This window comes from Paenibacillus solisilvae (assembly GCF_042656405.1).
Classification (GTDB): domain Bacteria; phylum Bacillota; class Bacilli; order Paenibacillales; family Paenibacillaceae; genus Paenibacillus_Z; species Paenibacillus_Z solisilvae.
The window spans coordinates 119,007-144,019 of record NZ_JBHSOW010000092.1; the positions used below are offsets into that span (position 1 = coordinate 119,007).

A 25,013-nucleotide genomic window follows, 5' to 3' on the forward strand; every position below is an offset into this window, starting at 1 on the left:
TTAATCGGGAACGGAAAGCGCGTGCTGATGGCGGTACTCGGTTGGCGTGACATCGACTTTCTTGCGGAATACCTGGGTGAAATGGCGGACATCCTGATAGCCGATGCGTTCGGCAATATCCGCCAGCTTCATCTTAGGATGAAGCAGAAGCTGCTTGGCTTCCTCCATCCGCAGTGAAATCACATAGTCTTTGTAACCCTGGCCTGTCTTCTGTTTGAACAGCTGGCTGAAATAAACCGGATTCAAGAAGACGACGGACGCGACCTTCTCCAGCGACAGCTCTTCGTTATAATGAGCTTTAATGTACTGCAGCGCGGCCTCTATCGCCTTATCACTGCTGCTCTCGACAGGTGTGAAGACTGGGAGCGCAGAGACTTTACGCAGCTTCGTCACCACCTTAGGCACTGTAGCAATATGTTCAATCCGCTCCGAATTGGTCATGTGAAACGAAATCTTCAAATAATGCTTTAAATGCGTCTGCAGCTCTTCCATAAGCGTTTCAATCTGCTTTCCTTGATTTAGCGTGATAAGTCCCAGCAAATTCATCCGATCCAAACTGATCACGAAGCCGCGGCCGTACATCTCTATGAGCTCGGACAGCACATTATCGATAATAAAATGCTCCAAATGTGCGCTTATGTTTCCTTCTTCCATACGGACCATCACTAAATGAAACTCGGGATGATTCTCAATAATCGGATTGATATCGAAATTCCCAATGTCAAGACCCGATGCAAGGCGCTGAAAGACCGCCTCGCGCAAATATTTCAAGCTCGACTTCAACACGGATTCTTCTTTGGATATCAGAGACTGCTTCTGCACTTCTTCATCAAGAGATTCCATTAACTCAATTAAGCGCTTCTTCCCAATCGGCTTCAGCAAGTAGTCTTTTGCGCCTAATTGAACAGCCCTCTGGGCGTAGGAAAATTCAGAATGTGCAGAGATAACGACCCATTTGATATGCGGATATTTGCGGTGCGAGATCTTCATAAACTCCAATCCATCCATGCCGGGCATCAATATATCGGTAAGCACAATATCGATGTGCCTGCGCTCCAGCACTTTCACCGCTTCTTCTGTAGAAGCCGCGACATAAACACTGCTGCTCGGATACGCATGAAGAATCGTACGTTTAATTCCTTCTCGGATGATATTCTCATCATCAGCAATTAATATATTTATTTGATAATACCCCCTTCCTGTGGAAGCGGCAGAACGATCGTTACAGTTGCGCCTTCCCCTATATGACTATCTACTTCAAGGCCATAAGCTTCTCCAAATTTATGATGAAGCCTTAATTGCAGGTTCTGAAGGCCGATGCCCCCTTTATTGACTTTGATTCCCTCATCCGTTAATGAATACCGGATCTGCTGCAGCGCAGCCTCATCAATACCGATTCCATTATCCTTTACCATGAGCTTGAAGCTTCGATCATCAGAACGAACGGATAAGTTCAGAATACCCACCCGGTCATGAAGCGGCTCCAAACCATACTTGACGGAGTTCTCGATGATAGGCTGCAGGGTCATCTTCGGCAGTTTAATCCCCATCCATTGCTCCTCGATATCCATTTCAAAGGTCAGGCGCCCGCCGAGCCTGGCTGCGATAATCGTCAAATAATGGCGTATCTGCTCCACTTCCTCACGCAGCGTGACCTCTGCCCCTTCATCCCAATGGCTGCTGTACCGGAACATATGCGATAAGGAGAGAACGATCTCCCCCAGATCATCATTGCCTTTCTCATCCAGTGTCCAGTAGATCATATCTAACGTGTTATATAGAAAATGGGGGTTAACCTGTGTCTGAAGCGCTTGAAGCTCCGCATTCTTCTCGCTGACGGATGAAATCTTCACACGTTCAATAAGCTCTCCAATCCGGATAACCATGTGGTTGAAAGAGGCTACAAGAACGTTAATTTCCTGATAGGAAGTAACTTCCAGCGTCCGGTTGAAGTTCCCTATCTCCACCTGCTTCATCTCGCGGATCAGACGCTTGAGCGGTGAAGATAACGTTCGTGATACGAAAGACGCGATTAATGCTGACAGCAAAATCAAAATCATGACCACGATGAACAAAAATCGCTTCGTCTGCACAAGCTCCAGATTCAGATCCTTATCCGGCGTCGTACTGATAACGGTCCAGTCTGCAAAGGGCAGTCTGGAGGCGACTATAAGCTGACCTTGGCTTTTCTTGACAATAGCTCCACCTTGATTGGTCGGTCGAGGAAGCTCCAAATTATCCGGATATTTCCCGGAAGGAGCTGTTGTCGATATAATTCCCCCGTCTCCCGAAATCAAATAAACTTGGCTGTTCTTGGCGATCTTCAAATTGTTCATCGCGGATAAAATCGTAATCGGCTTCGATTCTATCAGGATCACTCCATACGGCTTATGATCAATCAAGTCATACAGAACTCTGCCAAAGGTAAATACGGGACGGCTTTCCACTTGATCGATAATGGAATGGTCATACACGCCCAGCCACACCATATCCCCCGTTGATTTGCGGATACGCCGGTACCAGTCGGATACTTCATAATTCACGGCGACCGCGCTCGTATAGTTCCCGTAATTATATACCTTACCCGAATCCGTCAGGATATGAATGCCGACAAGATCATCCCTGGAAAGATAAATAGCGCCGATTATGTTCGTAATCGTGCGCTCATTGATATAATCGATAGCCGGACTTGTCACAACCTCTTTGCCGAGCAATCGGGTCAAGTCGGTATTGCCTGTAACGGATTTAGTTAGACTGTCATACCCCTTAAGAAGAAGATCGAATAAAGCAACCGTTTGCGTCACATTCTGCTGCGTTACATGGCTGACTTTATCATGAACTTGAACCGTGGTGCGGTTGTAGTAAAGGATGCTGACAATAAGCAGCATCCCCGCCATACTGAAGAGAAAAAGTAAAAACAAACGATTGTTAATAGAGTGTAAGCCGCGCTTCAACGAAGTGGACTCCTTTCAGCACTGTGTGTCCCGCCGTTCTCCCTCGAGCATTAGCCTTTAACCGCACCTGCAACCATTCCCTTAGTAATCTTGTCCGATAAAATGAAGTACACCACGATTACCGGTAATGCGCCAAGCACGAGGAAAGCTCCGATCGCGCCGTAATTCACAGAAAACTGACTGACGAAGGTATAGATCCCAAACGGCAGGGTTTTCAATTTCTCCGAAGAGATAAAGGTTGCAGCAAGAATATATTCGTTCCAAATCGTAATAAAGGTTAAAATACAAACCGTCATGACCGGAGGCACGGAAATCGGAATAATAATGCTTCTGAAGATCCGATATATGCTCGCACCGTCCATGAACGCAGACTCTTCGATTTCATGAGGGATACCCTTCATAAATCCGCTTAGAATAAAGACCGATATCGGCGTTGAGAAAGCAATATAAGGAATAATAAGCGATAAACGCGTATTTAGGATATGAATATTTTTGAAAATTATCATAAGCGGCAGCAGTGTCGCCTGCAGGGGAATCATCATTCCGATCAGGAAGATCAGCGTGACAAGCTGTCCGTAACGCCATTGGAAGCGCGAAATGGCATAAGCGACCATAGAGCTTATCAGAATGACCGTAAGCAAAGTGATACCTGTTACAACGACGCTGTTAGACAAATACTGCAAGTAATGTCCGAAACTGTAAGCATCTTTATAGTTTTGCCACATCGGAGCATGAGGCAGTGCGAAGAAGCTGCTTCCGAGAATTTCTTCATTGGTTTTGAGCGAATAGGTCAGAAGCCAGAACAAAGGATAAATTTGCGTGAGGACAAGGATCGTGAAAAGAAGATACACGATCAGTTTAGGTATGGTTTTCATTTCTCGTGATCTCCTTCCTAGCTTACCTTATTTTCAATTCGTTTGAAAACCGAATTAATAATGACCGTAAAGATGAGACACAGAATGACCAGGAAGGAAGCGAGCGCGCTTCCGTATCCATATTTCATGGAAAGGAACGACATATTATACATCAATGTTGAAACGGTATCTGTCGCATGCGCGGGTCCGCCGCCTGTCATGACCATGATGAGATCGAAAGCTTGCAGGGAACCAATGAAAGCGAGCACGATGGAGATTTTGAAGATTGGAACGACCATAGGGAACGTAATATACCGATCCGCTTTGAAGCCTTCCGCACCATCTATTTTAGCCGCTTCGTAGATCTCTGTCGGGATGTTCTGGACGCCCGTATATTGAATCAGCAAATGGTAGCCGAAGTACTGCCAGATCGAAACAAAGTACAAGCAGAACATGGCGATTGCAGGATCAGTCAGCCAGCTGTGAGTCCAGCTCTCAAGACCCAGCCCGTTCAAAATGCCATTCAGCATACCCCCCATTGATTCAGGGTTATAAATCGTTTTCCATAATTGACCGATAATAACGACCGACAGGATGACCGGTACAAAGTAGAGCGATACGAGTGTATTCGCTTTGCGTACATAACGGTTCAACAAGGTTGCGATGAATAAGCATACCGGAATTTCCAGCATGGAGAACAGGGCATACAATAACGTCCGGCGTACGGAAGGCCAGAACACCGCGTCATGGAAAAACATCTGTTTAAAATTGTCAAACCCGATAAACTTCGCTTTTGTAATGCCATCCCACTCCAACATCCCGCTATAAAACGAGAACAATATTGGAACAAACACAATGCCTATATACAGCAGCAGAGCTGGCAGCACGAAGACGGCAATTGTACGTGCCGGTACTTTTAGAACATTCATTTTTCCCGCCTCCTAAAAGTTATTTGTGATTATTTACTCGGATTCTCCTTCGTGAACAAATAGCTCTCATCGTAAGCATCATCCAAGCTATTTGTGGTTCATTACCGCTTCATTTCTTCCCTCTAAACATCAGATGCGAAGGGCGGCCGCAGCCTCCTTCGCATCGCTTACAAACCTAACTTACTTATTAGCTTCGAATGCAGTTTGATGCTCTTTGGCTACAGCTGCCGGATCTACTTTTTGAACGAACATGTTTTGAATGCTGCTTAAGTGCGATTGTGCTGTTGCCGGATTCATAATGTTATCGAATGCCAAGTCGCCGCCTTTAACATCTTTGAAGAGATCGAGAACGCTGATTGCAAGATCGGAATAACCAGCTGCTTTGAAGTCGCCGTCTACTTTTTGACCAAGACCTACAGCATTTTTAAGGTCAAATTGCACCTTTGGCAGTTGGGTAGCAAAGTAGTTCAAGAAGTCTTTTGTTTCCTGCAGATGTTTGCTGTTTGCTGACACTGCAAATGCGGAGCCTGGTGCAAGCATATATTGGTTTGGATCGCCTTTACCGTTTACAGTCGGGATTTTGAATACGCCAATCTTGCCGGCTACAGAAGAGGCATCAATAGCGCCTGTTTCCCAAGTTCCCATCATGTACATGGCCGCTTTACCCGTTTTGAAAATGTTACCGCCCGCATTGTAGTCAATCGAAGTTGCGCCTTCTTCATACGCGCCTGCCTGAATCAGATCTTGGTAAGCAGAGACCGCTTCAGTGAACGCCGGGTCATCGAATGTTTTCTTGCCGGCAGCAACGTCAGCCAAGAAGCCAGGGCCTCCGTTCGTACGAAGGACAAGATTCATGAAGTTGAAAGAACCTGTCCAAGAATCTTTTTCACCGATTGCCATTGGTGTAATACCTTTGGATTTCAATAGCTTCACATCAGCCACAAGCTCTTCAAACGTTGTTGGCGTGTTTGTAATGCCTGCTTGAGCGAACAAGTCTTTGTTATAGTAAATAACTTGAATGTTGTTACCGTCTGGCAGTGCATAAATATTGTTATCGAAGCTGTAGTAGTCAAGAAGACCGGATTGATAGGTGTCTTTCAGACCGTTTTGGTCCAGCATGTCATTCAATGGAGCAAGCAAGCCCGCATCAACAAACGGTTTCATCTGCGCAGACGGGTTAACGATTGTGATATCCGGCACTTCTTTGGATGCAGCTTGCGTTTTCAATTTCAGCTTTTGTTGATCCGTATTCATCGAATCAAGCTCAATGGTTATGTTAGGGTGATCCTTTTGGTATTGATCGACGATTTGGTGAAGCATTTTATACGTCGGTGTTGTTGGGTCCGGATAAATATTTTGGAAGGTTATTGTGATTTTCTCGTCGCTTTTTCCTGCATTTGCGTTCCCGGCATTTGCAGCCGGCGTGTTGGCCGCACCTGTGTTACCCGAGTTTGAAGCTTCTTTATTGGTATCGTTCGCAGAACCACAAGCGGCCAAGCCAAGAACTAAGGCACTGGTTAAAACGGTTGCAGCAATCTTTTTCGTGTTTGTTGCCATTTCGTATTTCCCCCTCATGAATAATGAACTGCTCATTTCTATATCTGTATTATCACGAAATTGACAACTCTCAACAATGTGTGAAATCAAGGTATGAGGTTTACTTTTTCAAGGTAATCTTTTGATACCCATATAAAAAGAGCACCCCTAAGGTGCTCTCCATTACAGCAGTCGTATATGTGCTATTATGCCGCTTCCGGGGCAGACTATTTAATAAATGTATTGCGGACCCGGACAGATATTCCGTAATACGAAATCCAAATAGCACAGATGACAAGGGTTCTAATTAAAGTAACCAACGGGTTTGTTACCCCGACATCTTGAATTTCCGGAATCGCCCGAACCAGGAAAAAATCAACGAGTGTGTACACTCCATAAGCGAGATAGTAGTATTTTAACCATTTAGGCAGCTGACGTTTCTTCCTGTAGAACAGCACGAATGCATAGATTAATGCACCCAGAAGCAGACTGCTTCCAATTAGCTCATACGGGATAACGATCGGCCACATTTTATTATAGGACATAGAAGTTGGATCGGTTAGATTATTCCACTGATCTGTCCGGAAGATGGGCAGAATATTAAAGAATATATTAATGACAAAGCTTACGACCGTGCTCCATAAACTGATTTGCGCGAGAATCAACCATCCGCCAAGTCCGGAAATATGTTGATTGTGCAGAGGGTTGTATTTTTCTTGTGAATGTTCCATTAGCTAATCAGCAGCTCCCTAATTCTCTCTATTTGCCGTCAAACGGACGTAATCACTCCGTAAAATTCCCATACAAACGACATCCCAATACCTGCCTTGTATAAAATGGCGCTCTCTCAGACGGCCTTCTTCTTGAAATCCGCACTTTAAGTAACATCGGATCGCCGCCGTGTTATATTCATACACCTCCAGCTGCAGACGGTTTAAGCCCAGGCGATCAAATACAAACTGTTGAAGAACGCTGATCGCTTCTGCACCGTAACCCTTCCCCTGCTCTTCTTTGTCGCCAATTACGATCCCCATCTCTGCCGTACGATTCTTCCAATCAAATTTGAATAAATCGATTTGACCGATGTAGAGCCCCGTATCCTTATGCGCAATTACGAAGCCCCTGTGATCCCCTTCCTTTTCAAGCACCGCATTGAGGAATGACTCTGTATCATTCATCGTTTGCGGATATAGAAAGATGTCAGAGAGGAGATCCACAATTTCCGGATCATTGACCCATCCCCGCATCGGCACGATATCTTCTAACCGGTATTCACGAAGAACAATGCGGTCTCCAAAGAGCTTAGGCAATGCAATCACTCCCTCTCATCTAGTTTTTCCGCTGACTGGGCCCGCACTTTGGACAGCATTGTAGCAAGAAACAACATAAACAGAAGCAGAATAAGGCCCATTCCAATGACAGAGCCATTCACTGAAATGTTCATCTGACTTAGCGTCAGGTAGATAAACAAGCCCGTCACCGTCAACGTATTTTCCACGAAATTCTGAACCGCAATCGTCTTGCCTGAGCCAATCGTGCTTTTGCCTTCTTCTTGGAGCATTGTATTAAGCGGAATAACGAAGATTCCACCGAAGAACCCAATGAAGAAGAGGAGGACTAAAGTCGCCCAAAGCACATACGTCATCGAAGCGGCCAATACGGTCGCAACCATCAGAAGCCCAAAGTAGAATGCCCGGTACAGCTTGCCGGCAGGCACCCACCTTGGCGTGACAAAAGCACTCGTAACGACACCGATCGCCGTTACACCGATAATCATGGATTGCTGATCCGTATCCTGTATGCCAAGATTGATCGGAAGCCAAGCAATAAGCGCAATCCGAAGCACGGCTGCGGTCAGCCAGAATGAGCCTGTCCCAACCAACGAGAACCGTGATCTGGGGCTACGGAACAGCATGGCGCAGTCTTTAAGAAATTGCACCGATTCCGTTCCATATCGAAGCGATGGATTTCCTTTTCTAGCAGGTATTATAAAGGTCATCAGGAGCGATAGCAAATAGACGCCCAGACAGGTTAAGATCGCTGGCAAATCGGAATTTTGCGCAAGGAAGCCTCCCGCTACCGTTCCCAGTAAAATCGCAAGAATCGTTGAGCCTTCAACCTTGGCATTCGCACGCAGAAGCTCATCTTCAGAGGAGGTGAGCTCGGATAGAATGCCGTATTTGCCCGGCGAGTAGACGACGGCACCAATACCGACGAATATATAGCACAGTGCCGGCGGTAAACCGAACAGGAGCATCGCGATCCCAATCGCTTTGAGAATGTTGCCGAGCAGCAGGACGCTGGATTTGGCGTTCTTATCGGCAAAAGCGCCGACAATGGGTGCCAGAACAATATACGCGCATAAAAAGCCAATCTGAATATAATCTACCGTTATATCCGGATTCGCCACGCCCTGCCGTTTCACCATGCCCACAATTAAGAAAAAGTTCAAATTATCCGCAAACGCACTTAAAAACTGCGTGAGAACAACCGCATTAAGCGTTGACAGTATTCTTCTGAACGAAGCCAAACCCTACATCCCCTCTACTTAGTTGATCCAAAATCATCACCTAATCATATACCAGAATGAGCGGTGTCTGGAAGAGATTTATGACAGATTATAGAAGATATAAACGTAGATTACAGGAAGGGAGAATCCATAGAGGCTGCCAATTGATTCATTGGAAGCCTCTTGATGGATGGTTCATATCCAAACTTGATCTTCCTTAATTCTCGCACTATGCTTCGCTTGCTACGCGCTGGGATAATCGCTCCAAAGTTCAAGAATATTCCCGTCCGGGTCATGGAAACCAAAGGACGTGCCGGCGTATTCAGAAATCCGGTTAACTTGGATCCCTTTTTCCTTTAACTCTTTGTACATGACGCCTATATCCGAAACGATAAATCCATAGGAAGCCTGCGGCCCATTGCTGTAGTTCATATGAGACTTTACTTGATCTTCATTTGGAATAAGCATTACTCTAACGCCGGACTCCGTTCTTAATTCCAGATAAATGGGGTCCTCAACTACAATTTCAAAACCTAAGTGTTCCTTGTACCAGTTTGCAGACTTATAAAGATCACTTACGGGTATGTATAGATAACTGCTTTTAATTTGCAAAAGGACCGCCTCCGTTTCTATGATCGCTTACAGATATTCCCTATTCACGCCTCTATCTCCTGCTCTTGCTGGTTTGTCATCTATGCAATATTAGGGTAAGTAAAGAAATCAGCGTCAACTATTTCTAAAAGAGAAATTTTCTCGCATCTATTTCTTATTTTACTAATTTCACTTCACCTTACGCTCGCAGCAAAAAAAACAGCCGATTCAATAGAGCCGGCTGCCTTCGCATCGTAGTATTCGAGAACACGGCTATTTATAATTGCTCCTCCCTTAAGCTTGCCCTTCCCACTCTTGATGAAACTGTTCCAAATACCGCACCATATACGCGTGCCTATCCTCAGCGATACGCTTGGCGGATGAAGTATTCATGTTGTCCTTGAGCTTGAGGAGCTTTTCGTAGAAATGATTGATAGCCGTACTCCTGCCACCCCGGTATTCGGCTCTTGTCATGGAATCCCTGGGCGGCAGCAGCGGATCATGAATCGGATCACCTTTCCACCCTGCATACAAGAACGTACGGGCTATTGCGATTGCACCGATCGCATCCAGGCGATCAGCATCCTGAACGATTTTCCCCTCTAATGTGCGCATTGGCGGGTTAGTACCGGCATTGAAGGACATGGTCGAAATGATCTCCATAATGTGGCGGCGCTCCTCCTCTTCAATAGGCTGACTTTCCAGCCATGAGTCCACTTTGAGGAGTCCCGCTTCCTTCGAATCATTGAGCTTCTCATCCGCCACATCATGGATCAGTGCAGCGATCACACAGATAAACATATCTGCTCCCTCTCCGACGGCGATTCGTTTGGCCATCTCGACAACACGGTGAATATGCCACCAATCATGGCCTGAAGCATCGCTGCCCAGTTCCGATTTTACGAATAATTCAGCTGACGCTAGGATTGAATGTCGTTCTTGTCCGTTTGCTGTCTCAGACATGGCAGTTTAATCTTCCTTTCTATTAGGGCTGCAGCTCAGGCGCTTATTCCCTCGTTATATTTTCAACTTTTCACAATAGCTGCACAATCACTCGGTTGCTAATGCTTCAGCAGCGGCACAAAGATAATAAGCAAGGCCGATTTGCACTGACTCCAGCATATTTCGATGAAAGTCATCATTTAGAAAGAATCTGGCTTGCGCCGCAAAGCCGGAATCGCTTATCTCATGCCCAATATTATTCAGGAAATCCAGATGCTCCCTGATCATGATCCTTACTTTAGCGTCATCGTATCTAAGCCCTTCCTGCAAGGATTTCGCCATCCCATTCATAAATTGAACAGCCTCTGCGGCCTGCTCGTTCATGACTTCCACATCAATTGTGTTGTCCTTCAGTAAATCATATTCGTACGCTTCTTTCAAATATTGCTTTTGCTCGGCAAGTGCCGTCTGCCACTCCTCCTCGTCTTCAAAGCCTCTGAACATCTTTGTTGTATCCATTGTTTCCCCTCTCGCCGTGCTGATAATCGATTCGTTCAAGGTACCCATGACCCGCTCCAGTCTTCGCATACGGGCGTTTATTAATTCTCTTTGATTGGATAAAATCGATATCCGCTAATGATGCAGCGTTTTAATGGTCACCTTGGATAAGGCTGAAATTTCTTTGACCGTGTAGGACAACGCAATCACTCCTTTCTTTGCAACAAGCTTAAAGCCTCCTGTTAGGTCAGGGTCAAGCGCAGAAAATGCGAAAGTTAAGCGTTGACTCTCCTCTTAGAGGAGGGATTACGATCATTCAACACGATCAAACGCCTCGAAGGGAAGGGATTCTGCCGCATGTCATCTCCTAGGTTAATGGTTCACAATCGTTTTATCCGTACGGTCCTGATTTCAAACTTATTTTCTCAAATCGGTATTTGGATACGAAATTTCGCCATTCTCTTATATGTGATGGACATGACCGATGGAGATGCTGTTGCCATTTCCATGATTTCAGTCGCTGAATACGCACCGATGTTTCTATTTTCATTCATCGGCGGTGCTGCCGCAGATCGTTACCGTCCCAAAAAAACAGTCATCTGGTGCGATCTGTTAAGCGCAGTCTCCGTATTCATCCTGCTGATGGTGTTAACCTCAGGGACATGGGAAGCTGTGCTCCTTCTTACCTTGTGCTCCTCTACCTTATCTCAATTCGCGCAGCCTTCCGGAATGAAGCTATTTAAGCTGCATGTTCCCGATGATCAGGCACAATCCGTGATGTCTCTCCTGCAAACTGCTATCACTGGAGATCATTTATGGAATTGCCGGTTCTCCTTGTTCTTCCAAACCTTTACCTATAACTAAAACATTAACAACGCATCAGAAATACCAATTTGTCACGCTCACCTTGTGATGGTAAAGTTTTATCACCAAGCAAATCAGTTGGTATTATTCACGGCCAACAAGGAGGCTATCGCTTTGATTCTATCCCAGCTGCTGCCGGAAATTGCGCGTGTTTGCCCAATGAATGCAGCAATGAAAAGCAAGGAACAAACCTTAACTTACGAAGAATTATTACGCCAGGTAAACAGTGTCGCAGGTGGATTTGAACAGCTGTCGATCATGCCAGGGGACAGAGTTGCATTAATAGGGAATCCATCCCCTCATTTAGTAATCGCTGAATATGCCGCGGCTGCAATTGGCGCCGTACCTTTTGCTATTTTCCCAAGCTTAGCCATCCCAGAGATTGCACATATACTTGAGGACGCTGCTCCTGCAGCCATCATATTCGACTCCACGGACGATAAGATTGCAGAATTAATCACTTCCGCAGCTTCAGCTGCACAGCACCTTGTCTCTTGTCAATCAGGTTCCGCAGCACACTCCATTGAGGACTTCATCTCGAATAAGCCTCACTTCGTCCGGATCTATGAGGCGGATCCCGATGATATCGCCCTCATCATTTATACCGGCGGAACAACCGGGCGCTCCAAAGGTGTCATGCATACGCACCGCGGTCTTCGAAACTGGTCCTCCATGAACACGAGATTAGGCAGCGGTTATAACCGGGCGAAGAAATCCATTGTTGCGAACCTCGCTCATCTGACCGGCCAATTCGTTGTGTGGACTTCGCTTATAGAGGGCGGATGCCTAATCTTCCCGGATTCTTATCCCTTAACCGCGGAAGAGACCGTTACGATCATTGAGCGCGAACAGCTTCGAAATCTTGGCACAGTTGGACTGCTGCTAAGAGATATCGTCAACCTGCCCGGCATTAAACAAAGGCAGCTGCAATCGATCGAGGCGATATCCTGCGGGGGTGCGCCGATTAGTGAAACCACGCTCCGCAAGGCGAGAGAGATTTTCCCGCATGCACAATTAATCGAAGTTTATTCTCAAACCGAAAGCGGTAATTTCATCAGCTCCTTCTCCATCAATGAATGCATGCAGGAAGAGAGATTAAACAGGCTTCAATCCGTGGGCAAGCCTTCTCATACCGCTGCGTGGGGGCAGGAAATTTTCGAGGTACGGGTTGTTGATAATGCCGGTGATGATGTAAAGTCAGGCGCTGCAGGGGAAATCATTTGCCGGGGTCCCTCAGATCATGCGCGGTTATTGGAATAATCCAGGGGAAACGACAAATGCGCTGCGCGATGGATGGCTTCATACGGGAGATATCGGTAAATTGGATGAGGATGGCTACTTGTACCTGTTAGACCGTAAAAAGGATATGATTATTGTTAATGCCTCCAATGTTTATGCTCCGGAGGTGGAGGAAGTACTCGGTAAGCACCCCTCCATTCGCGAGGCTGCTATCATTGGAACGCCTTTACCCAATGAAGGGGAAGAGGTTACAGCGGTAGTCACCCTTCACCCCGAGTTTGAATTGACTTTAGAAGCAGTGCGTCATTACTGTCATGATCGTTTGGCCTCATTCAAGATTCCGACCCGATTGGAAATCGTAACTTCCCTGCCGCGAACAACAGTCGGTAAGCTTAATAAAACAGCGCTAAGGCAGCAATATACTCCCATTTTGTTATGAACATACATTCGAAGCAGCAATTTCATTCAATGAGAATACATACCCCGCTCAGGAAGCATTCGTTTGCCAGCTCGATACGAAGGGGCTGCCCATATCGGCAGCCCCTTCGTTTAGTTCTATTCAAATTTCGCCAGGTAGTAGTTTTTCTTGCCGCGCTTAAGCATGACGAATTTCCCGTACAATCGCTGCTCAAAAGTAACTGCCGTTTCGATGCTCGTTTGTTTAACGCCATTCACGGAAACAGCTCCGCTTTCAATATCCTGCCGCGCTTGGCGCTTCGATGGGGCTGCCCCCACCTCAATCAGAAGTTCAATCAGTCCGATGCTGTCCGTACTGCTAATCACCGTTGTCGGCATGTCTTGAAGTGCTTCGACGAGCTCGGCTTCACTGAGCTGGGTCACATCCCCGGAGAATAACGCCTGGGTTATTTTCTCAGCGCTAACAACCGCTTCTTCGCCATGCACAAGTTTGGTCACTTCACGGGCCAATTCACGGTGTGCGATACGTTTCTCCGGATGCTGGCCGTGCTCGGCCTCCAGCTCTTCAATCTGAGATTTATTCAAGAAAGTAAAATATTTCAAGAACTTAATGACATCCGCATCATCTGTGTTAATCCAGAACTGGTAAAATTGATACGCGGATGTTTTGTTGCGATCCAGCCAGATCGCGCCGGATTCGGATTTACCGAATTTTTTCCCGTCGCTCTTCGTTACAAGCGGCATTGTCATTCCGAATGCGCCGCTGCCGCCCATTTTACCGATCAGATCAAGACCGGCCGTTATGTTGCCCCACTGATCGCTGCCGCCGACCTGAAGCGAGCAGCCGTGATCTTCATGCAGCTTGTGAAAGTCATAAGCCTGCAGAATCATATAACTGAACTCTGTGAAGGATATGCCGTTTGCCAACCGGGAATCAACCGAATCTTTTGCCAGCATGTAGTTGACGGTGAAGTTCTTCCCGACATCACGAAGGAATGTGATGACATCCAGCGGGGCGATCCAGTCGTAATTGCTCACAAGCTTTGCTGCATTCTCAGCAGCATCGAAATCCAAAAAACCGGACAGCTGGCGTTTCAAGCTGTTGGTCCAATCCGCTACGGTTTCTGCCGTGTTTAACGACCGTTCAGAGGAGCGGCCGCTCGGATCGCCGATCAAGCCTGTTCCGCCGCCAACCAAAGCCAGCGGAATATGACCTGCCTTTTGAAAACGGCGCAGACACAGAATAGGAAGCAGGCTGCCGATATGAAGACTATCCGCAGTCGGGTCGAACCCGCAGTACAGAACAACGCGCTCCTTCTGCAGCTTTTCACTCAAATTCTCACGATTAGTGACTTGATGAATCAGCCCCCGGTACTCCAGGTCCTCCAACAGGTCAGTTTGGCTAGCCAGATTAATCTCGCTCATAACGATTCCCTCCAAATGTATGGTTACACAAAAAAGACCCGCCCCTGTCATAGACAGGGACGAGTCATCGCGGTACCACCCTAATTGAAAATGCGTAAGCATTCTCCACTCTTGTCTGGTTAACGGCAGACGACCGCTTTTCCCTTCTGCAGCAGCTGCAGGTTCGGGTCAAGAAGCTCCGGGACGTAATTCACGCTCATTCTGTACCGGCTTGCACCAACCGCCGACTCTCTGGAAGCTAGAAGTAAACGCTACTATCCCCTTCATTGCTTAGCTCATTTATTAAGGACTGGATTAACTTTAACCAATTTCAGTAGCGGCTGTCAACTCTGTCTTGGAGTACCGATTAGGATCGCCATAGATTAAACATCAGCTCATCCGCTGGAAGTACGGTTAAATTTATTCAGCATGTGTATGTTTGGATGCAGATTCCGATGATTATCCATTTATATAACGGGCAGCATCCGGGCATAGTCATTATTTTTCTTTGTGAGAGGGGACCTAATGTATGAATCCTTATAATCTGATCAGCTTCTATTTTCAAGACGATGGAACGATACCGAATAACCCGGGTTTGCCGGTCCTTCTTTATCCAGCCGCATTCAAGGGGAAATCGGATCATGTTGAGCGTACGTTCAATCGGAATAACTGGTTGAACAGCTGGACGAATGGTGTCTACTCTTACCATCACTACCACAGCAATGTCCATGAGGTGTTAGGCGTGACTGGCGGAAGCGCTGTCCTCAAAATCGGTGGCGAAGAGGGCGCTGAAGTCAATGTGCAGGAAGGAGATATTATCATACTTCCAGCAGGTACCGGCCATAAGCGGCTGCGTTCAAGCTCTGATTTTATAGTCGTCGGCGCTTATCCGGAAGGTATGGATTATAATCTGAGAACCGGTAAAGAAGGAGAGCGGCCTGCTGTACTTGAGGAAATCAAATCTGTTCCCCTGCCTGACCGCGATCCCGTCTATGGCAGGAATGGGCCATTGGCTGAATTATGGAAGAGAGGCCGCCCTTAATACCGTTATTTCGTTTATTTTCTCTTAATTGTAACTTTATGTAAGATCGGATCGTCTACTCTATGTCATTCACCTTATTCTGTTGAACGCATGGAGGTCATTTATGGGTTTTCTTTTGAAGAGAATTATGGAGAAACTGGACGGAATGATTCTATTTCTGCTGCTTATCTTCATGACGATCAGTATTTTCTGTATCTTTAGCGCCACCCATAATGATCCCAATCCAGTTTTTGCACAATCCTATACAAGGATGATTCTCTTTTATGGACTTGGCTTCATTCTGTTAATAGCGATGCTGTTCATCAATTATAAATTCATTATGAAGCTGTCTCCGTTCTTCTATCTGTTTGGCTTGGTACTCCTCGCCTTGCTGTTCTTCAAGGGAAGTACGATCAACAATGCACAGGGATGGTTCAACCTGGGAGGCTTCCAATTTCAGCCTGCCGAGCTGTGCAAGCTGCTGTTAATCCTCTTTCTCGCTTCCTTTCTCTCGTGGAGAGCATCGCCAAATCTCCGATTGCTTCAAGATTTGCTGCCAATGGGGCTTTTTACATTTGTCCCCTTCCTACTGGTGTTGATGCAGCCTGATCTGGGTAATTCCATTGGTTATCTGGTTATCCTCGTCATTATCTGTTGGTTCGGAAACATTCGATATCGGCATGCTCTGATTGGCCTGATGATTGTTTGTGTTGTAAGCGTTGCTTCTCTAATCAGTTACATGAACTATCATGATGAAGTCGTTCAATTCATGGAATCCAAGCACAAAGCTTACTGGCTGGATCGAATCGATGCTGTTCTCTTACCCGAGCAGGCATCTGAGAAAGCCACCTATCACACCGACCGGGCATTGGAAGCGATCGGCTCAGGCTCTTTGTTTGGAGAAGGCTATCTCCGTGGAGATTCGGTTCAGACCGAACGCGTTCCTTATGCTTATTCCGACTCCATATTCGTCGTTATTGGAGAGGAATTTGGCTTTATCGGCTGCGCCATGCTGCTGCTGCTGTATTTCTTCCTCATTTATCGAATGATACTGATTGCGCTCCATCTCACTTCCAGAAGAGGGATTTATGTCATTTCCGGTATATCGGCGATGTTTCTGTTCCAGATCTTCGAGAATGTCGGGATGCTTATTGGAATCATGCCGATAACCGGAATCACACTGCCATTCATCAGCTATGGGGGTACTTCTTTGTTGATAAATATGATATCCATCGGCTTTGTATTGAATATTAAAATTTACGACGATATAGACGTAGAAAGCAGCATTCAGCTTGAGCAGCGTGCCGCTGCCTACTAAGCCAAGACAAATAAGGCAGATGTACGATTATCCGCTCCGGCTCCGGCACGGGCGAATACCCCTTTCGGCGCCACTGCGGTACTAGGAGCAGTACAAGGTGCAGAAACGCTTATCTTCTTCTCGTTACTCTGCCGAATCCGACACGTGTCTTTGGCTTCACAGCTTTTCTCGGCGTCAGCCAGCTGTCGGATTTCTTGCTGCTGCTGTCGCGAGTAATTTTGCCTGAAGATTGGGGTGGAGCTTTGTTGAATATCCCGCCGCTCCCGCCTGCTTGACTGGAATCTGCGGTTTTGGAACGTTTGAAGATGGATCCTTGACGGTCGACGGTCATTGGCGGAACGGCTTGTTTCTCTTGAGCGGTCGGAGCGTGATAAGTACCGCCCTTTGGCTTATACGTATCTCGATCGGCGTAGCCCCTGTAAGAGCCTCCCCCATAACGGCCGTTCCCGAACAGATCACCCAGAAGCGTCGCTGCGAGATAGCCCTGCAGGAAGCTTGCGCTGTAATTGCTGCGTACGTAATCCTTCGAATCGACTTCAATCAGCGTATCCTCAGGCTTCTTCTCATCCTGCTGCAAATGGACCACTTTATCCGTGTAGATCAGAAATTGCTGGCCATCCTTGACTTCCGATTGCTGCTGCGGCTTCGACTTATCCACGAGCGCCTTTGCTGTTTCGGCAACAGTCAGACCTGCAGCCCGGTACACATATGAGGTTTGTGATCCGCTTCCGTTAACCGATTCAAGCGGAAATTGCTCTTCTATGGTTGAGGTAATACTGCATGCAGCGAGCAGAGGAACGATTAAACTTACAATCAGCCAATATTTGATCCACTTTTGAATCGATAGCCGCATGTGCTGCCTCCCTTAGCTTAATACTTACAAGCAAGAGCCGATAACAAGCGCGCCTGCTGCATGAATGGAGCCGGCAAGCAGTGCATGAGCGATCTTACCTTCCTGTGTGCCTTTATCCAGATTGAGACCGGCAGTCGTGCGCAGAATAAGCCGCAGCAAGCCTTCAAGTACGAGCAGAATAAGAAAGGAGATGATGGAGACAACCAGCGCTTCGACTAAATGATTAGAAGTGGTGATTGATTGGGATAATATGTACGCTTGGGCAAGAAGCTTCAACACGAACCGTGTCGTAACGGCTACATTGCCCTTCTTGATTTCTTCGATATCCTGATAGCGGGTAAAAAGTGAATCTACGGTCATAAGCACAATGAGCAGCACAGCTGCAGCGCCTGTCCAAACTAACATGGCAATAACTTCATTAATCGTCATCCTGCGCCCCTCCATTATTTTTCATTTTGCTGCGGACGTGGCAGTGCGGGAAGAAAGAACATCATTTGGCAGTCAGGCATACAGCTTTCAGACAGGACTCATCATGCCTTCTTCGCGTTCGGAGATGTTCTTTCTAATCCGAAATCCGCAAGTTCGCTGAGATTCAATCAGTCCTTATTCGTTACCGCTATCGTATTTCTTCATTAAGGCAGCAAGCTCATCATCGACCGCTTTATTCCTGCCGAGCGCTTCGATTTCGTCGTCCAGTGATTTCCCTTTACTGTTCAATTCATTGCTCGCTTCAGCTTGAGCTTCCATCTGCAGCATCTTCTCTTCCATCCGCTTCATGCCGGCGGAGGCCGTGTCTGAGCTAAAGCCTCCTATTGATTTATTAATCTCAGCCTGGGCTTTGGCGGCATTATACCTGGCAGCAAGCGTCTCCCGTTTATTCTTCATCTCGGTCAGTTGACTGCGCATCTCTGTAAGCTTGCCTCGCAGATTGTCAGCAGCGGCTTTGTTCTGATCAAAGCTGATTTTGTATTCGGAAGCCTTCTCTACAGCGGTATTTTTCTCTTCCAGCGCTTTGCGGGCCAGCCCGATATTTTGGGCCTGAACCGCAGTATGCGCCTGCTCTTCACGTTTCTTCGCTAATGCTTCCTGATCCTCATAAAGCTGCTTGAACCGTTTCTCAATGGCGATTTGCGCCGCTACGGCTTTCTCGGCATCTCCAAGTCCTCCTGCATGTCCCGAATATATTGATCGGTCAGCTTAACAGGGTCCTCTGCTTTCTCAATCAAGGAGTAGACGTTCGATAACGTCAGGTCTCTCATTCGCTTAAATAATGACAATGTAAAAAACTCCCTTCCCTAATCACCCATCAATTGTGATTCAAAGTCATGCAAACTCTTTAATTACTATGAAGGAAAGAAAGCAAAAATAAATAATCACCGTAACTTTTTTCCATGATTTGCGTCTATCCACTATATCTCTAATTTTTCCAGCCATCATCTATATAAAGAATCTTGGGGGAACTGCGAATGGGCAAACGAGCAAAAAAAGATCATCTTGAATTATTTCGGGGTCTCGCCATCTTGGCCGTTCTTATGATTCATGTCACTTCCACACCGATTGTCACGCTGCCCATGAACTCCACCTTGTACCCGCTGTATCACATCGTCAACACCGTCAGTCATTTCGCGGTTCCGGCATTCATTTTCTTAAGTGCGTTAGTCATGTTCTATCAGTATGATGATGTCCAGAAGCATAGCTGGTCTTCGTTTTTTTTCAAACGATTTCAAGTCATCGCCATTCCGTATGTGTTATGGTCGATCTTCTATTATGTGCTGGTCATTCGTATCGAGGGGAAAACAATTGAGGAGAGCTGGCCTTCATTCTTAAAGCATCTGCTGATCGGGAGCAACTACCCCCATTTGTACTTTATCATCGTCATCGTGCAGTTCTATCTGCTGTTCCCGTTGCTGCACCGGATTTTGTACCAGAAGGCTATTCGCACCCATCTGCTGTCGGTAGGCATTCTCTCCCAGACAGCCTTCTATCTGTTGAATTATCACTATTGGCACCTGAAAAAAATCGGCAGTCTCGCTCCATCCTATCTGCTCTTCTACTGCTTGGGTGCATCTGTCGGATTAGCCATTCAATCGACGGACGGGATATTTCGGATGCGAAAATGGATCTTCTACACCTGGTTTCTGTTGGCTGCTGCTTATTCAGCCCAAATGTGGATGCAGCGGGCAGACCCGCACTGGGTTCCAAGGTCTTGGCTGTCCGCGATTAACTTTGCGGCCGACTACAGCTTCTGTGCGATCAGTTGCTTGGCCCTGCTTCAATTGTCACAGCTTCTATCGGGCTTGCAGTGGGCAAGGCTCAGAATGTTTATTTATTCGATCGGGGCGACATCCCTTGGCATTTATTACGTTCATCCGTTTCTGCTGCTGGTATGGCGGAAAAAATTCATGTCTAACGATCCCATCCTCTATCATCCACTGACTTGGATTGGCGGAGCGATCGCATTATTCCTGTCTTGGGGGTTTACGGTGGTCATACAAAGAAGAACTTGGGGGAGTCTAATCGTTGGGAAATCAGCTGCTCGAAGGGGCAAGCGTAATCCATTAGCCGTAGAGCCCGGGCATGAACCAGAAAAACCCTCCCGGCAGGAAAATATCCAGCCAAGGGAGAGCAGCGACTCTGCTTAATGCAATTGACCCTGCTGGGATTTGCGCCAATCAGATGGCGAGGAACCCTCCTTCTTCTGGAACCAGGCGCTGAAGGAATGAATGCTGGAGAAGCCGATTTGCTCGCCGATGAGCTGAATGGGGCGGTTGGTTGAGCGAAGCAGCCATTTGGCCTCCTCTATCCGGCACTGCTGCAGATATTGCTTGGGGGATAAACGGTATCCCTCCTTGAAGAGGGCGCGGTAAGCTGATTCGGACAGCCGGCAGCGCTTAGCCAGATCACTGATCGATATTTCGCTGCTCAGGTTCTTGCGAATGAAGTCGGCGGATGCAGCTATCGAGAGCTGAAGCTTTTCACTATTCTGATGCTGGATAAGGAAGAGAATGAAGAGCTGAGTCCAAGTCACCAAACAGCTTGTCTCTTCTTGAAGCGGGCCGGAAATCATCCGAAGCCATTGCTTGAACAAGGTTTCATACTGTTCAAGGGCTATGGAGGAGAGCAGCAGCACCCGCGGCGCTTCTCCTTGAACCAATTGCTGAAACAGCTTCCCTACCTCTTCTGGCATGCTGCCAGCTTCAAGCACGCCAAAGCGAATTCTCGAATCGCTGCTGTAATCATGCAAGCAGTGAGATGGAATTAAGAGAACATGGCCAGGCTCAAGTGCATGGGTGAAGCCATCATAGAAGAAGCTTCCCTGTCCCTCCAGAACGATAGAAATCTCGAATGTAGGATGGGCATGGGCTCCCATTATCCAACCCGCATGATGTGTCGCAAAAGATGATTTCACGTAGGGACAATCGATTCTAACCCTCTCCTCTGTGCTAGGCTTGACCTTAATTTATCATAATGTCTGAACAGCGAAAAGAGCCTGACGCCCGCTTACAACCGTGCGGCAGACTCTTTTTTGCTGCTCAAAGGTATTGATCAAAAAATGAGGCTGCTCACACTCCCCACTTCGCTCTTGCCTCTTCCATTGGAATTGTCTTACCTGAATGCCAAGCATAATGTCCCTTCGGCTTCGCCCCGACCCAGCGTTCATCCACTGGCTCCGATTGCAGCTGGTATCTCGTATCTGCGCTTAAACGATATTGATTCGTCTGATTCGTAAGTGACCCATGCATCGTATACATCCCGAACAGGATCGCATCCCCCGCCTTAAACTCTGTCGTCGCCCATCGTCCGCCATATTTCTGGGCCAGCTCGAGCGGATCGTCAGTGAACCAGCCGTCTATGCGGTCCCGATCAACATCCATTTGGCCGTAGGTCTCTCTAATTCGGTCAAAATGCTGGGAGCCGAGCAATACAGCCAACCCCCCAAGCTCATAGGAAATATCACCGAGCGGCGTCCAGAGCGTGTACAAATTGCGCGTCCCCCGGCCCATATATACGATATCGTAATGCGCGCCTGTGAAGCCGCCATGGCATACCGCACGCACCCATTTATAATCATAGGTCAGCGGAGTCCCGCCAAGGAACCGTTCGAAGAATGCCATGGTTCGAGTTCCGTTTACAACCCGGAGCAGCTCCTCCGGCTGTTTCTCGCTGCCTTGAAAATTCGCCGCTTTGTTTGCCTTGTTGATGATGGCATCTTCGATAGCCGTGCCCGGCTCCAGCTTCCCCTGCTCCGCAATACGCTCCAGAAAAACCCGTTTCGCATCCAAAACTTCCTGACGGTCATGGAATCCGCGAATCAGTAAATAACCGTCTTCTTTCATTCGCAGACGAAGGGCCTCCTCATCATGAAGAATGTCGTTCGAGTCACGTAATTCAGTTAGATACGGCCCGTTCATTTCAAGCTCTCTCTCACCGATTTTCACTTTGACCATGTAAGCTGCCTCCTTATCATACATACCGTTAGCTTACTTGTAGTATAAGTTCACGAAGCTTGCACGTCTTTGTTGAAAACGCTTAGAGATTTATGCAAAACCTAAAGCAGCCGCTTGGCGCAGCAGGCAAGGAAATACCCTCCGCAGGAAGGAAGCGGAGAACCGGTACGTCTGCTTATTGTGGCGATTGGAAGCGGCTTGAACGCTTGGCAAGCAGAGGCCGAGCCCAGCCGTTATAAGTTCGACTTCGGCAACGGAAATGTTGAAAAGGGTTACATTGGTGTAAGCGCATCCGACCGATACGATGAGAAGAAGCGATACGGCTTCCATACGCCGGAGGATATGATCGATGTCCCCGCCTCCGGAACAGGAACGGCAAGCCGGATACGCCATTTACGTTAAGCGCTCAAGCTTTCCAGCCATCCAAAGACGAACCCGAAGAATAACGAAACCGAAGCGCTGTTCAAGGAGATTATGCGGGACATGATCCGGCAGGTCAAAGCGAAAGGCGCAGCGGTCATCCTGTCTACGCAGCAGGGTAGAGCGACCGATTTTAACCCGGAAGGCGAGCACAGCTCCGTGAACAGGTGGTATCGTCCATCCATTCTGGCTTTGGCGCACGAAGAGAACGTACCGCTTATCGATTTGAATGTGCTGAGCTCGGCTTATTTTACATCGATCGGACCCGAAGCGACGCTCGCGCTCTATATGCAGGGAGATACCCTGTACCCGAATCGGGCTGGAGCGGCGGTTCTCGCCAGACTTGTGGGGGAGGAATTGAAACGGCAATGTCTGGAAGGGTTCTCAGATCCGGAGAAAAAGGAATCTGAGATTCACGGGGAATGAACACCACAAATGATTAAAGAGGCGGAATGATGGTGAACAAACATATAGTTTCCAGGATGAAAAAGGCAGGCGCGCTTTTGCTTGCTTCTGCACTCGCCCTATCCGTGTCGGTACCGCAAATAGCGGCGGCTTCAGCGGGAGGAGATACCGGGGCAGGTCCGATCCCGAAGCGGCAGATGGAATATTTGGACCGCGGGCTTGCAGCCGTCAAAGTGGATAACGGCGTATTCGCGGCGATCCGCCCGGATCGGATTTTACGGAGAAGAAGATGGTCTTGAAGGCAGTACCCGCGGCTAAGGCTCTCAACTGGCTGACCCTCCGCATGAAGCGGAGGATCTTCTTCCGAACATTTTCAAGATACAATTACATCGCATCCAGCTGCCCAATCGTCGCTGCCGGAGTCCGGCTGACCGCAGGTTGTGCGGATGCAGCGTAGGCATTCTCGCCGTGCAGGCTGATATCGAGACCGACCTCCTCTTGATCCTTCGCAACTCGCAGAGGAATGAACAAGCTTACGATTTTCAATAAGACGAAGGTGCCCACAATCGCTAAACACACGGCAACCCCGACATCCAAGAGCTGTATCGCTACCTGCATCGGATGACCGTGAATCAGACCGTCAGCCCCGGCAGCGTTAACTTCCTTGCTGGCGAATATCCCCGTGGCGAGCGCCCCCCATATTCCGCCTAAACCATGAATGCCAAAGACGTCCAGCGTGTCATCCACTTTGAATCTCGATTTTAGGAAAGCAATGCCGAAGAAGCAAACGAAGCTGGCAATTCCGCCGATGAGAATCGACGAAAGTACGGATACATACCCTGCTGCTGGAGTAATAGCGACGAGGCCGGCAATAACGCCGGTTACGGTACCGACCAGGGTCGGTTTCCCTTTCCTTGACCATTCGATCGCGGCCCATGCGACTCCGCCTGCTGATGCTGCAACATGTGTCGTTGCATACGCAATAGCGGCCAACCCCCCGGATGCGAGTGCACTCCCTCCATTAAAGCCCATCCAGCCGAACCAGAGCGACATGCCGCCGATAAAGAACAAAATAACATTGTGCATGGATTCCCGCTGATGCGGAAACTGCTCGCGTGGTCCGATCATCATAGCTGCGACCAGGGCGCTCACGCCAGATAGAATATGAACGACCGTACCTCCGGCGAAGTCGAGTCCGCCCATCTTCATCAGCCATCCGCCGCCCCATGTCCAATGAGCCATCGGCGCATAGACGACCGTTACCCAAAGGACGGAGAAAAGGACCCACGCGGATAATCGGATCCGCTCAGCGGCCGCGCCTGAAATCAGGGCAACCGTAATGGCTGCGAACAAACATTGGAAGATCGCGAAGATTAAATGCGGAATGGTCATCGAACCCGAAGGATCGGCTCCGACTCCCTTGAATCCGAAGAAATCCAGCCCACCGATCAGACCATCCACATCTGGCCCGAACGCCAAAGTATACGCCCACAGCACCCAGACCAAGCTGACCACGATCATGCTGCTTAAGCTGTACATCATCGTAGAGAGCACGTTGCGTGAGCTCACCATACCGCCATAAAATAACGCAAGACCCGGCACGAACATAAACATCACGATTGCCGATGAAATCAGCATCCATGTTGTATCCCCAGTATCGATCGTTCCCATTTTCTTGCCTCCTTAAAGTTTTTGCGCGTGTGCCTTGAATGCCGAAATATCGGCAAGAACAAAGCAAAAACTCGCTTCGTAAGCGCATGCTAAGTTTTTGCGCGGCTATGCCCCGTGATTCTACTCAAGGAATCACGGAG

Annotated in this window: 24 protein-coding genes, 3 pseudogenes and 1 other annotated feature; of the genes and pseudogenes, 9 read left to right on the forward strand and 18 right to left on the reverse strand. The window is 47.8% G+C overall.

The genetic code is table 11. The annotated features are described in order from the left end of the window. The 11 genes from ACFPYJ_RS24335 to ACFPYJ_RS24385 all read right to left on the reverse strand — a co-directional run bounded on the left by ACFPYJ_RS24335 (position 1) and on the right by ACFPYJ_RS24385 (position 10,882). Complete coding sequence (locus ACFPYJ_RS24335) at positions 1-1,182, reverse strand: response regulator (RefSeq protein WP_379190882.1); 1,182 nt, start codon at positions 1,180-1,182, stop codon at positions 1-3. Further along, a complete protein-coding gene (locus ACFPYJ_RS24340) occupies positions 1,179-2,954 on the reverse strand; it encodes a sensor histidine kinase (RefSeq protein WP_379190821.1) in 1,776 nt (591 codons plus the stop codon). The genes ACFPYJ_RS24335 and ACFPYJ_RS24340 overlap by 4 nt, the downstream gene beginning before the upstream one ends. 50 nt (positions 2,955-3,004) lie before the next feature. Then, entirely contained in the window at positions 3,005-3,829 is an 825-nt protein-coding gene (locus tag ACFPYJ_RS24345) for a carbohydrate ABC transporter permease (RefSeq protein ID WP_379190822.1), read from the reverse strand. A gap of 17 nt (positions 3,830-3,846) precedes the next feature. Then, complete coding sequence (locus ACFPYJ_RS24350; RefSeq protein ID WP_379190823.1) at positions 3,847-4,737, reverse strand: carbohydrate ABC transporter permease; 891 nt, start codon at positions 4,735-4,737, stop codon at positions 3,847-3,849. A 180-nt stretch (positions 4,738-4,917) separates the two neighbouring features. Then, positions 4,918-6,294: an extracellular solute-binding protein gene (locus ACFPYJ_RS24355; protein ID WP_379190824.1), complete on the reverse strand. Its 1,377-nt coding sequence runs from the start codon at positions 6,292-6,294 to the stop codon at positions 4,918-4,920. A gap of 206 nt (positions 6,295-6,500) precedes the next feature. Beyond that, the gene (locus tag ACFPYJ_RS24360; protein ID WP_379190825.1) at positions 6,501-7,004 is read right to left on the reverse strand and encodes a DUF2569 domain-containing protein; all 504 of its coding nucleotides are present in this window, start codon (positions 7,002-7,004) and stop codon (positions 6,501-6,503) included. A gap of 18 nt (positions 7,005-7,022) precedes the next feature. Then, positions 7,023-7,592 (reverse strand): GNAT family N-acetyltransferase, encoded by a 570-nt coding sequence (locus tag ACFPYJ_RS24365; protein ID WP_379190826.1) that lies wholly within the window; start codon positions 7,590-7,592, stop codon positions 7,023-7,025. Further along, positions 7,589-8,803: a lysophospholipid transporter LplT gene (gene lplT, locus ACFPYJ_RS24370; RefSeq protein WP_379190827.1), complete on the reverse strand. Its 1,215-nt coding sequence runs from the start codon at positions 8,801-8,803 to the stop codon at positions 7,589-7,591. Before lplT ends, ACFPYJ_RS24365 begins: the two co-directional genes overlap by 4 nt. Before the next feature lie 222 nt (positions 8,804-9,025). Next, complete coding sequence (locus ACFPYJ_RS24375) at positions 9,026-9,394, reverse strand: VOC family protein (RefSeq protein ID WP_379190828.1); 369 nt, start codon at positions 9,392-9,394, stop codon at positions 9,026-9,028. Between the two features lie 273 nt (positions 9,395-9,667). Continuing rightward, entirely contained in the window at positions 9,668-10,336 is a 669-nt protein-coding gene (locus ACFPYJ_RS24380; RefSeq protein WP_379190829.1) for an HD domain-containing protein, read from the reverse strand. An 87-nt stretch (positions 10,337-10,423) separates the two neighbouring features. Then, positions 10,424-10,882 (reverse strand): TipAS antibiotic-recognition domain-containing protein, encoded by a 459-nt coding sequence (locus ACFPYJ_RS24385; RefSeq protein WP_379190830.1) that lies wholly within the window; start codon positions 10,880-10,882, stop codon positions 10,424-10,426. A gap of 288 nt (positions 10,883-11,170) precedes the next feature. Between ACFPYJ_RS24385 and ACFPYJ_RS24390 the strand changes: the two are divergent. The 3 genes and pseudogenes from ACFPYJ_RS24390 to ACFPYJ_RS24400 form a co-directional block, all read left to right on the forward strand. Continuing rightward, positions 11,171-11,608: pseudogene (locus tag ACFPYJ_RS24390) on the forward strand (MFS transporter); the annotation flags it as partial. A 183-nt stretch (positions 11,609-11,791) separates the two neighbouring features. Further along, complete coding sequence (locus tag ACFPYJ_RS24395; protein ID WP_379190831.1) at positions 11,792-12,937, forward strand: AMP-binding protein; 1,146 nt, start codon at positions 11,792-11,794, stop codon at positions 12,935-12,937. After that, positions 12,918-13,355, forward strand: a complete 438-nt coding sequence (locus ACFPYJ_RS24400) for a class I adenylate-forming enzyme family protein (protein WP_379190832.1) — start codon at positions 12,918-12,920, stop codon at positions 13,353-13,355. Before ACFPYJ_RS24395 ends, ACFPYJ_RS24400 begins: the two co-directional genes overlap by 20 nt. A 116-nt stretch (positions 13,356-13,471) precedes the next feature. On the opposite strand, the gene tyrS is transcribed toward ACFPYJ_RS24400, so the two are convergent. Next, entirely contained in the window at positions 13,472-14,758 is a 1,287-nt protein-coding gene (gene tyrS / locus ACFPYJ_RS24405; RefSeq protein ID WP_379190833.1) for a tyrosine--tRNA ligase, read from the reverse strand. Between the two features lie 52 nt (positions 14,759-14,810). Then, positions 14,811-15,034, reverse strand: a binding site (T-box leader). A gap of 232 nt (positions 15,035-15,266) precedes the next feature. Between tyrS and ACFPYJ_RS24410 the strand changes: the two genes are divergently transcribed. Then, positions 15,267-15,779 carry a hypothetical protein gene (locus ACFPYJ_RS24410; RefSeq protein WP_379190834.1) on the forward strand — a complete coding sequence of 171 codons (513 nt, stop codon included), beginning with the start codon at positions 15,267-15,269 and terminating at the stop codon, positions 15,777-15,779. A 103-nt stretch (positions 15,780-15,882) separates the two neighbouring features. Beyond that, positions 15,883-17,076, forward strand: coding sequence for an FtsW/RodA/SpoVE family cell cycle protein (locus tag ACFPYJ_RS24415; RefSeq protein ID WP_379190835.1), 1,194 nt, complete (start codon positions 15,883-15,885; stop codon positions 17,074-17,076). A gap of 109 nt (positions 17,077-17,185) precedes the next feature. Here ACFPYJ_RS24415 and ACFPYJ_RS24420 read toward each other — a convergent pair whose 3' ends face one another. From ACFPYJ_RS24420 to ACFPYJ_RS24430, 3 genes and pseudogenes are all read right to left on the reverse strand, one after another. Next, entirely contained in the window at positions 17,186-17,929 is a 744-nt protein-coding gene (locus tag ACFPYJ_RS24420) for a DUF4247 domain-containing protein (RefSeq protein WP_379190836.1), read from the reverse strand. Between the two features lie 24 nt (positions 17,930-17,953). Then, complete coding sequence (locus tag ACFPYJ_RS24425) at positions 17,954-18,358, reverse strand: DUF350 domain-containing protein (RefSeq protein ID WP_379190837.1); 405 nt, start codon at positions 18,356-18,358, stop codon at positions 17,954-17,956. A gap of 174 nt (positions 18,359-18,532) precedes the next feature. Beyond that, positions 18,533-19,206 (reverse strand): annotated as a pseudogene (locus ACFPYJ_RS24430) (PspA/IM30 family protein). Between the two features lie 189 nt (positions 19,207-19,395). Here ACFPYJ_RS24430 and ACFPYJ_RS24435 point away from each other — a divergent pair. Continuing rightward, entirely contained in the window at positions 19,396-20,571 is a 1,176-nt protein-coding gene (locus tag ACFPYJ_RS24435) for an acyltransferase (RefSeq protein ID WP_379190838.1), read from the forward strand. Here the strand turns inward: ACFPYJ_RS24435 and ACFPYJ_RS24440 are convergent. Both ACFPYJ_RS24440 and ACFPYJ_RS24445 read right to left on the reverse strand, forming a co-directional pair. Beyond that, positions 20,568-21,338 carry a helix-turn-helix domain-containing protein gene (locus ACFPYJ_RS24440; protein WP_379190839.1) on the reverse strand — a complete coding sequence of 257 codons (771 nt, stop codon included), beginning with the start codon at positions 21,336-21,338 and terminating at the stop codon, positions 20,568-20,570. The two genes, ACFPYJ_RS24435 and ACFPYJ_RS24440, sit on opposite strands and share 4 nt — an antisense overlap. A 154-nt stretch (positions 21,339-21,492) precedes the next feature. Continuing rightward, positions 21,493-22,377: a phytanoyl-CoA dioxygenase family protein gene (locus tag ACFPYJ_RS24445; protein WP_379190840.1), complete on the reverse strand. Its 885-nt coding sequence runs from the start codon at positions 22,375-22,377 to the stop codon at positions 21,493-21,495. Positions 22,378-22,491: 114 nt separating this feature from the next. Between ACFPYJ_RS24445 and ACFPYJ_RS24450 the strand changes: the two genes are divergently transcribed. From ACFPYJ_RS24450 to ACFPYJ_RS24460, 3 genes and pseudogenes are all read left to right on the forward strand, one after another. Beyond that, positions 22,492-22,779 (forward strand): hypothetical protein, encoded by a 288-nt coding sequence (locus tag ACFPYJ_RS24450; protein WP_379190841.1) that lies wholly within the window; start codon positions 22,492-22,494, stop codon positions 22,777-22,779. A gap of 24 nt (positions 22,780-22,803) precedes the next feature. Next, a pseudogene (locus ACFPYJ_RS24455) lies at positions 22,804-23,223 on the forward strand (SGNH/GDSL hydrolase family protein); the annotation flags it as partial. A gap of 32 nt (positions 23,224-23,255) precedes the next feature. Further along, entirely contained in the window at positions 23,256-23,501 is a 246-nt protein-coding gene (locus ACFPYJ_RS24460; protein ID WP_379190842.1) for a hypothetical protein, read from the forward strand. Positions 23,502-23,586: 85 nt separating this feature from the next. Here the strand turns inward: ACFPYJ_RS24460 and ACFPYJ_RS24465 are convergent, their stop codons facing one another. After that, positions 23,587-24,864, reverse strand: a complete 1,278-nt coding sequence (locus ACFPYJ_RS24465) for an ammonium transporter (protein WP_379190883.1) — start codon at positions 24,862-24,864, stop codon at positions 23,587-23,589. Positions 24,865-25,013 lie beyond the last annotated feature (149 nt).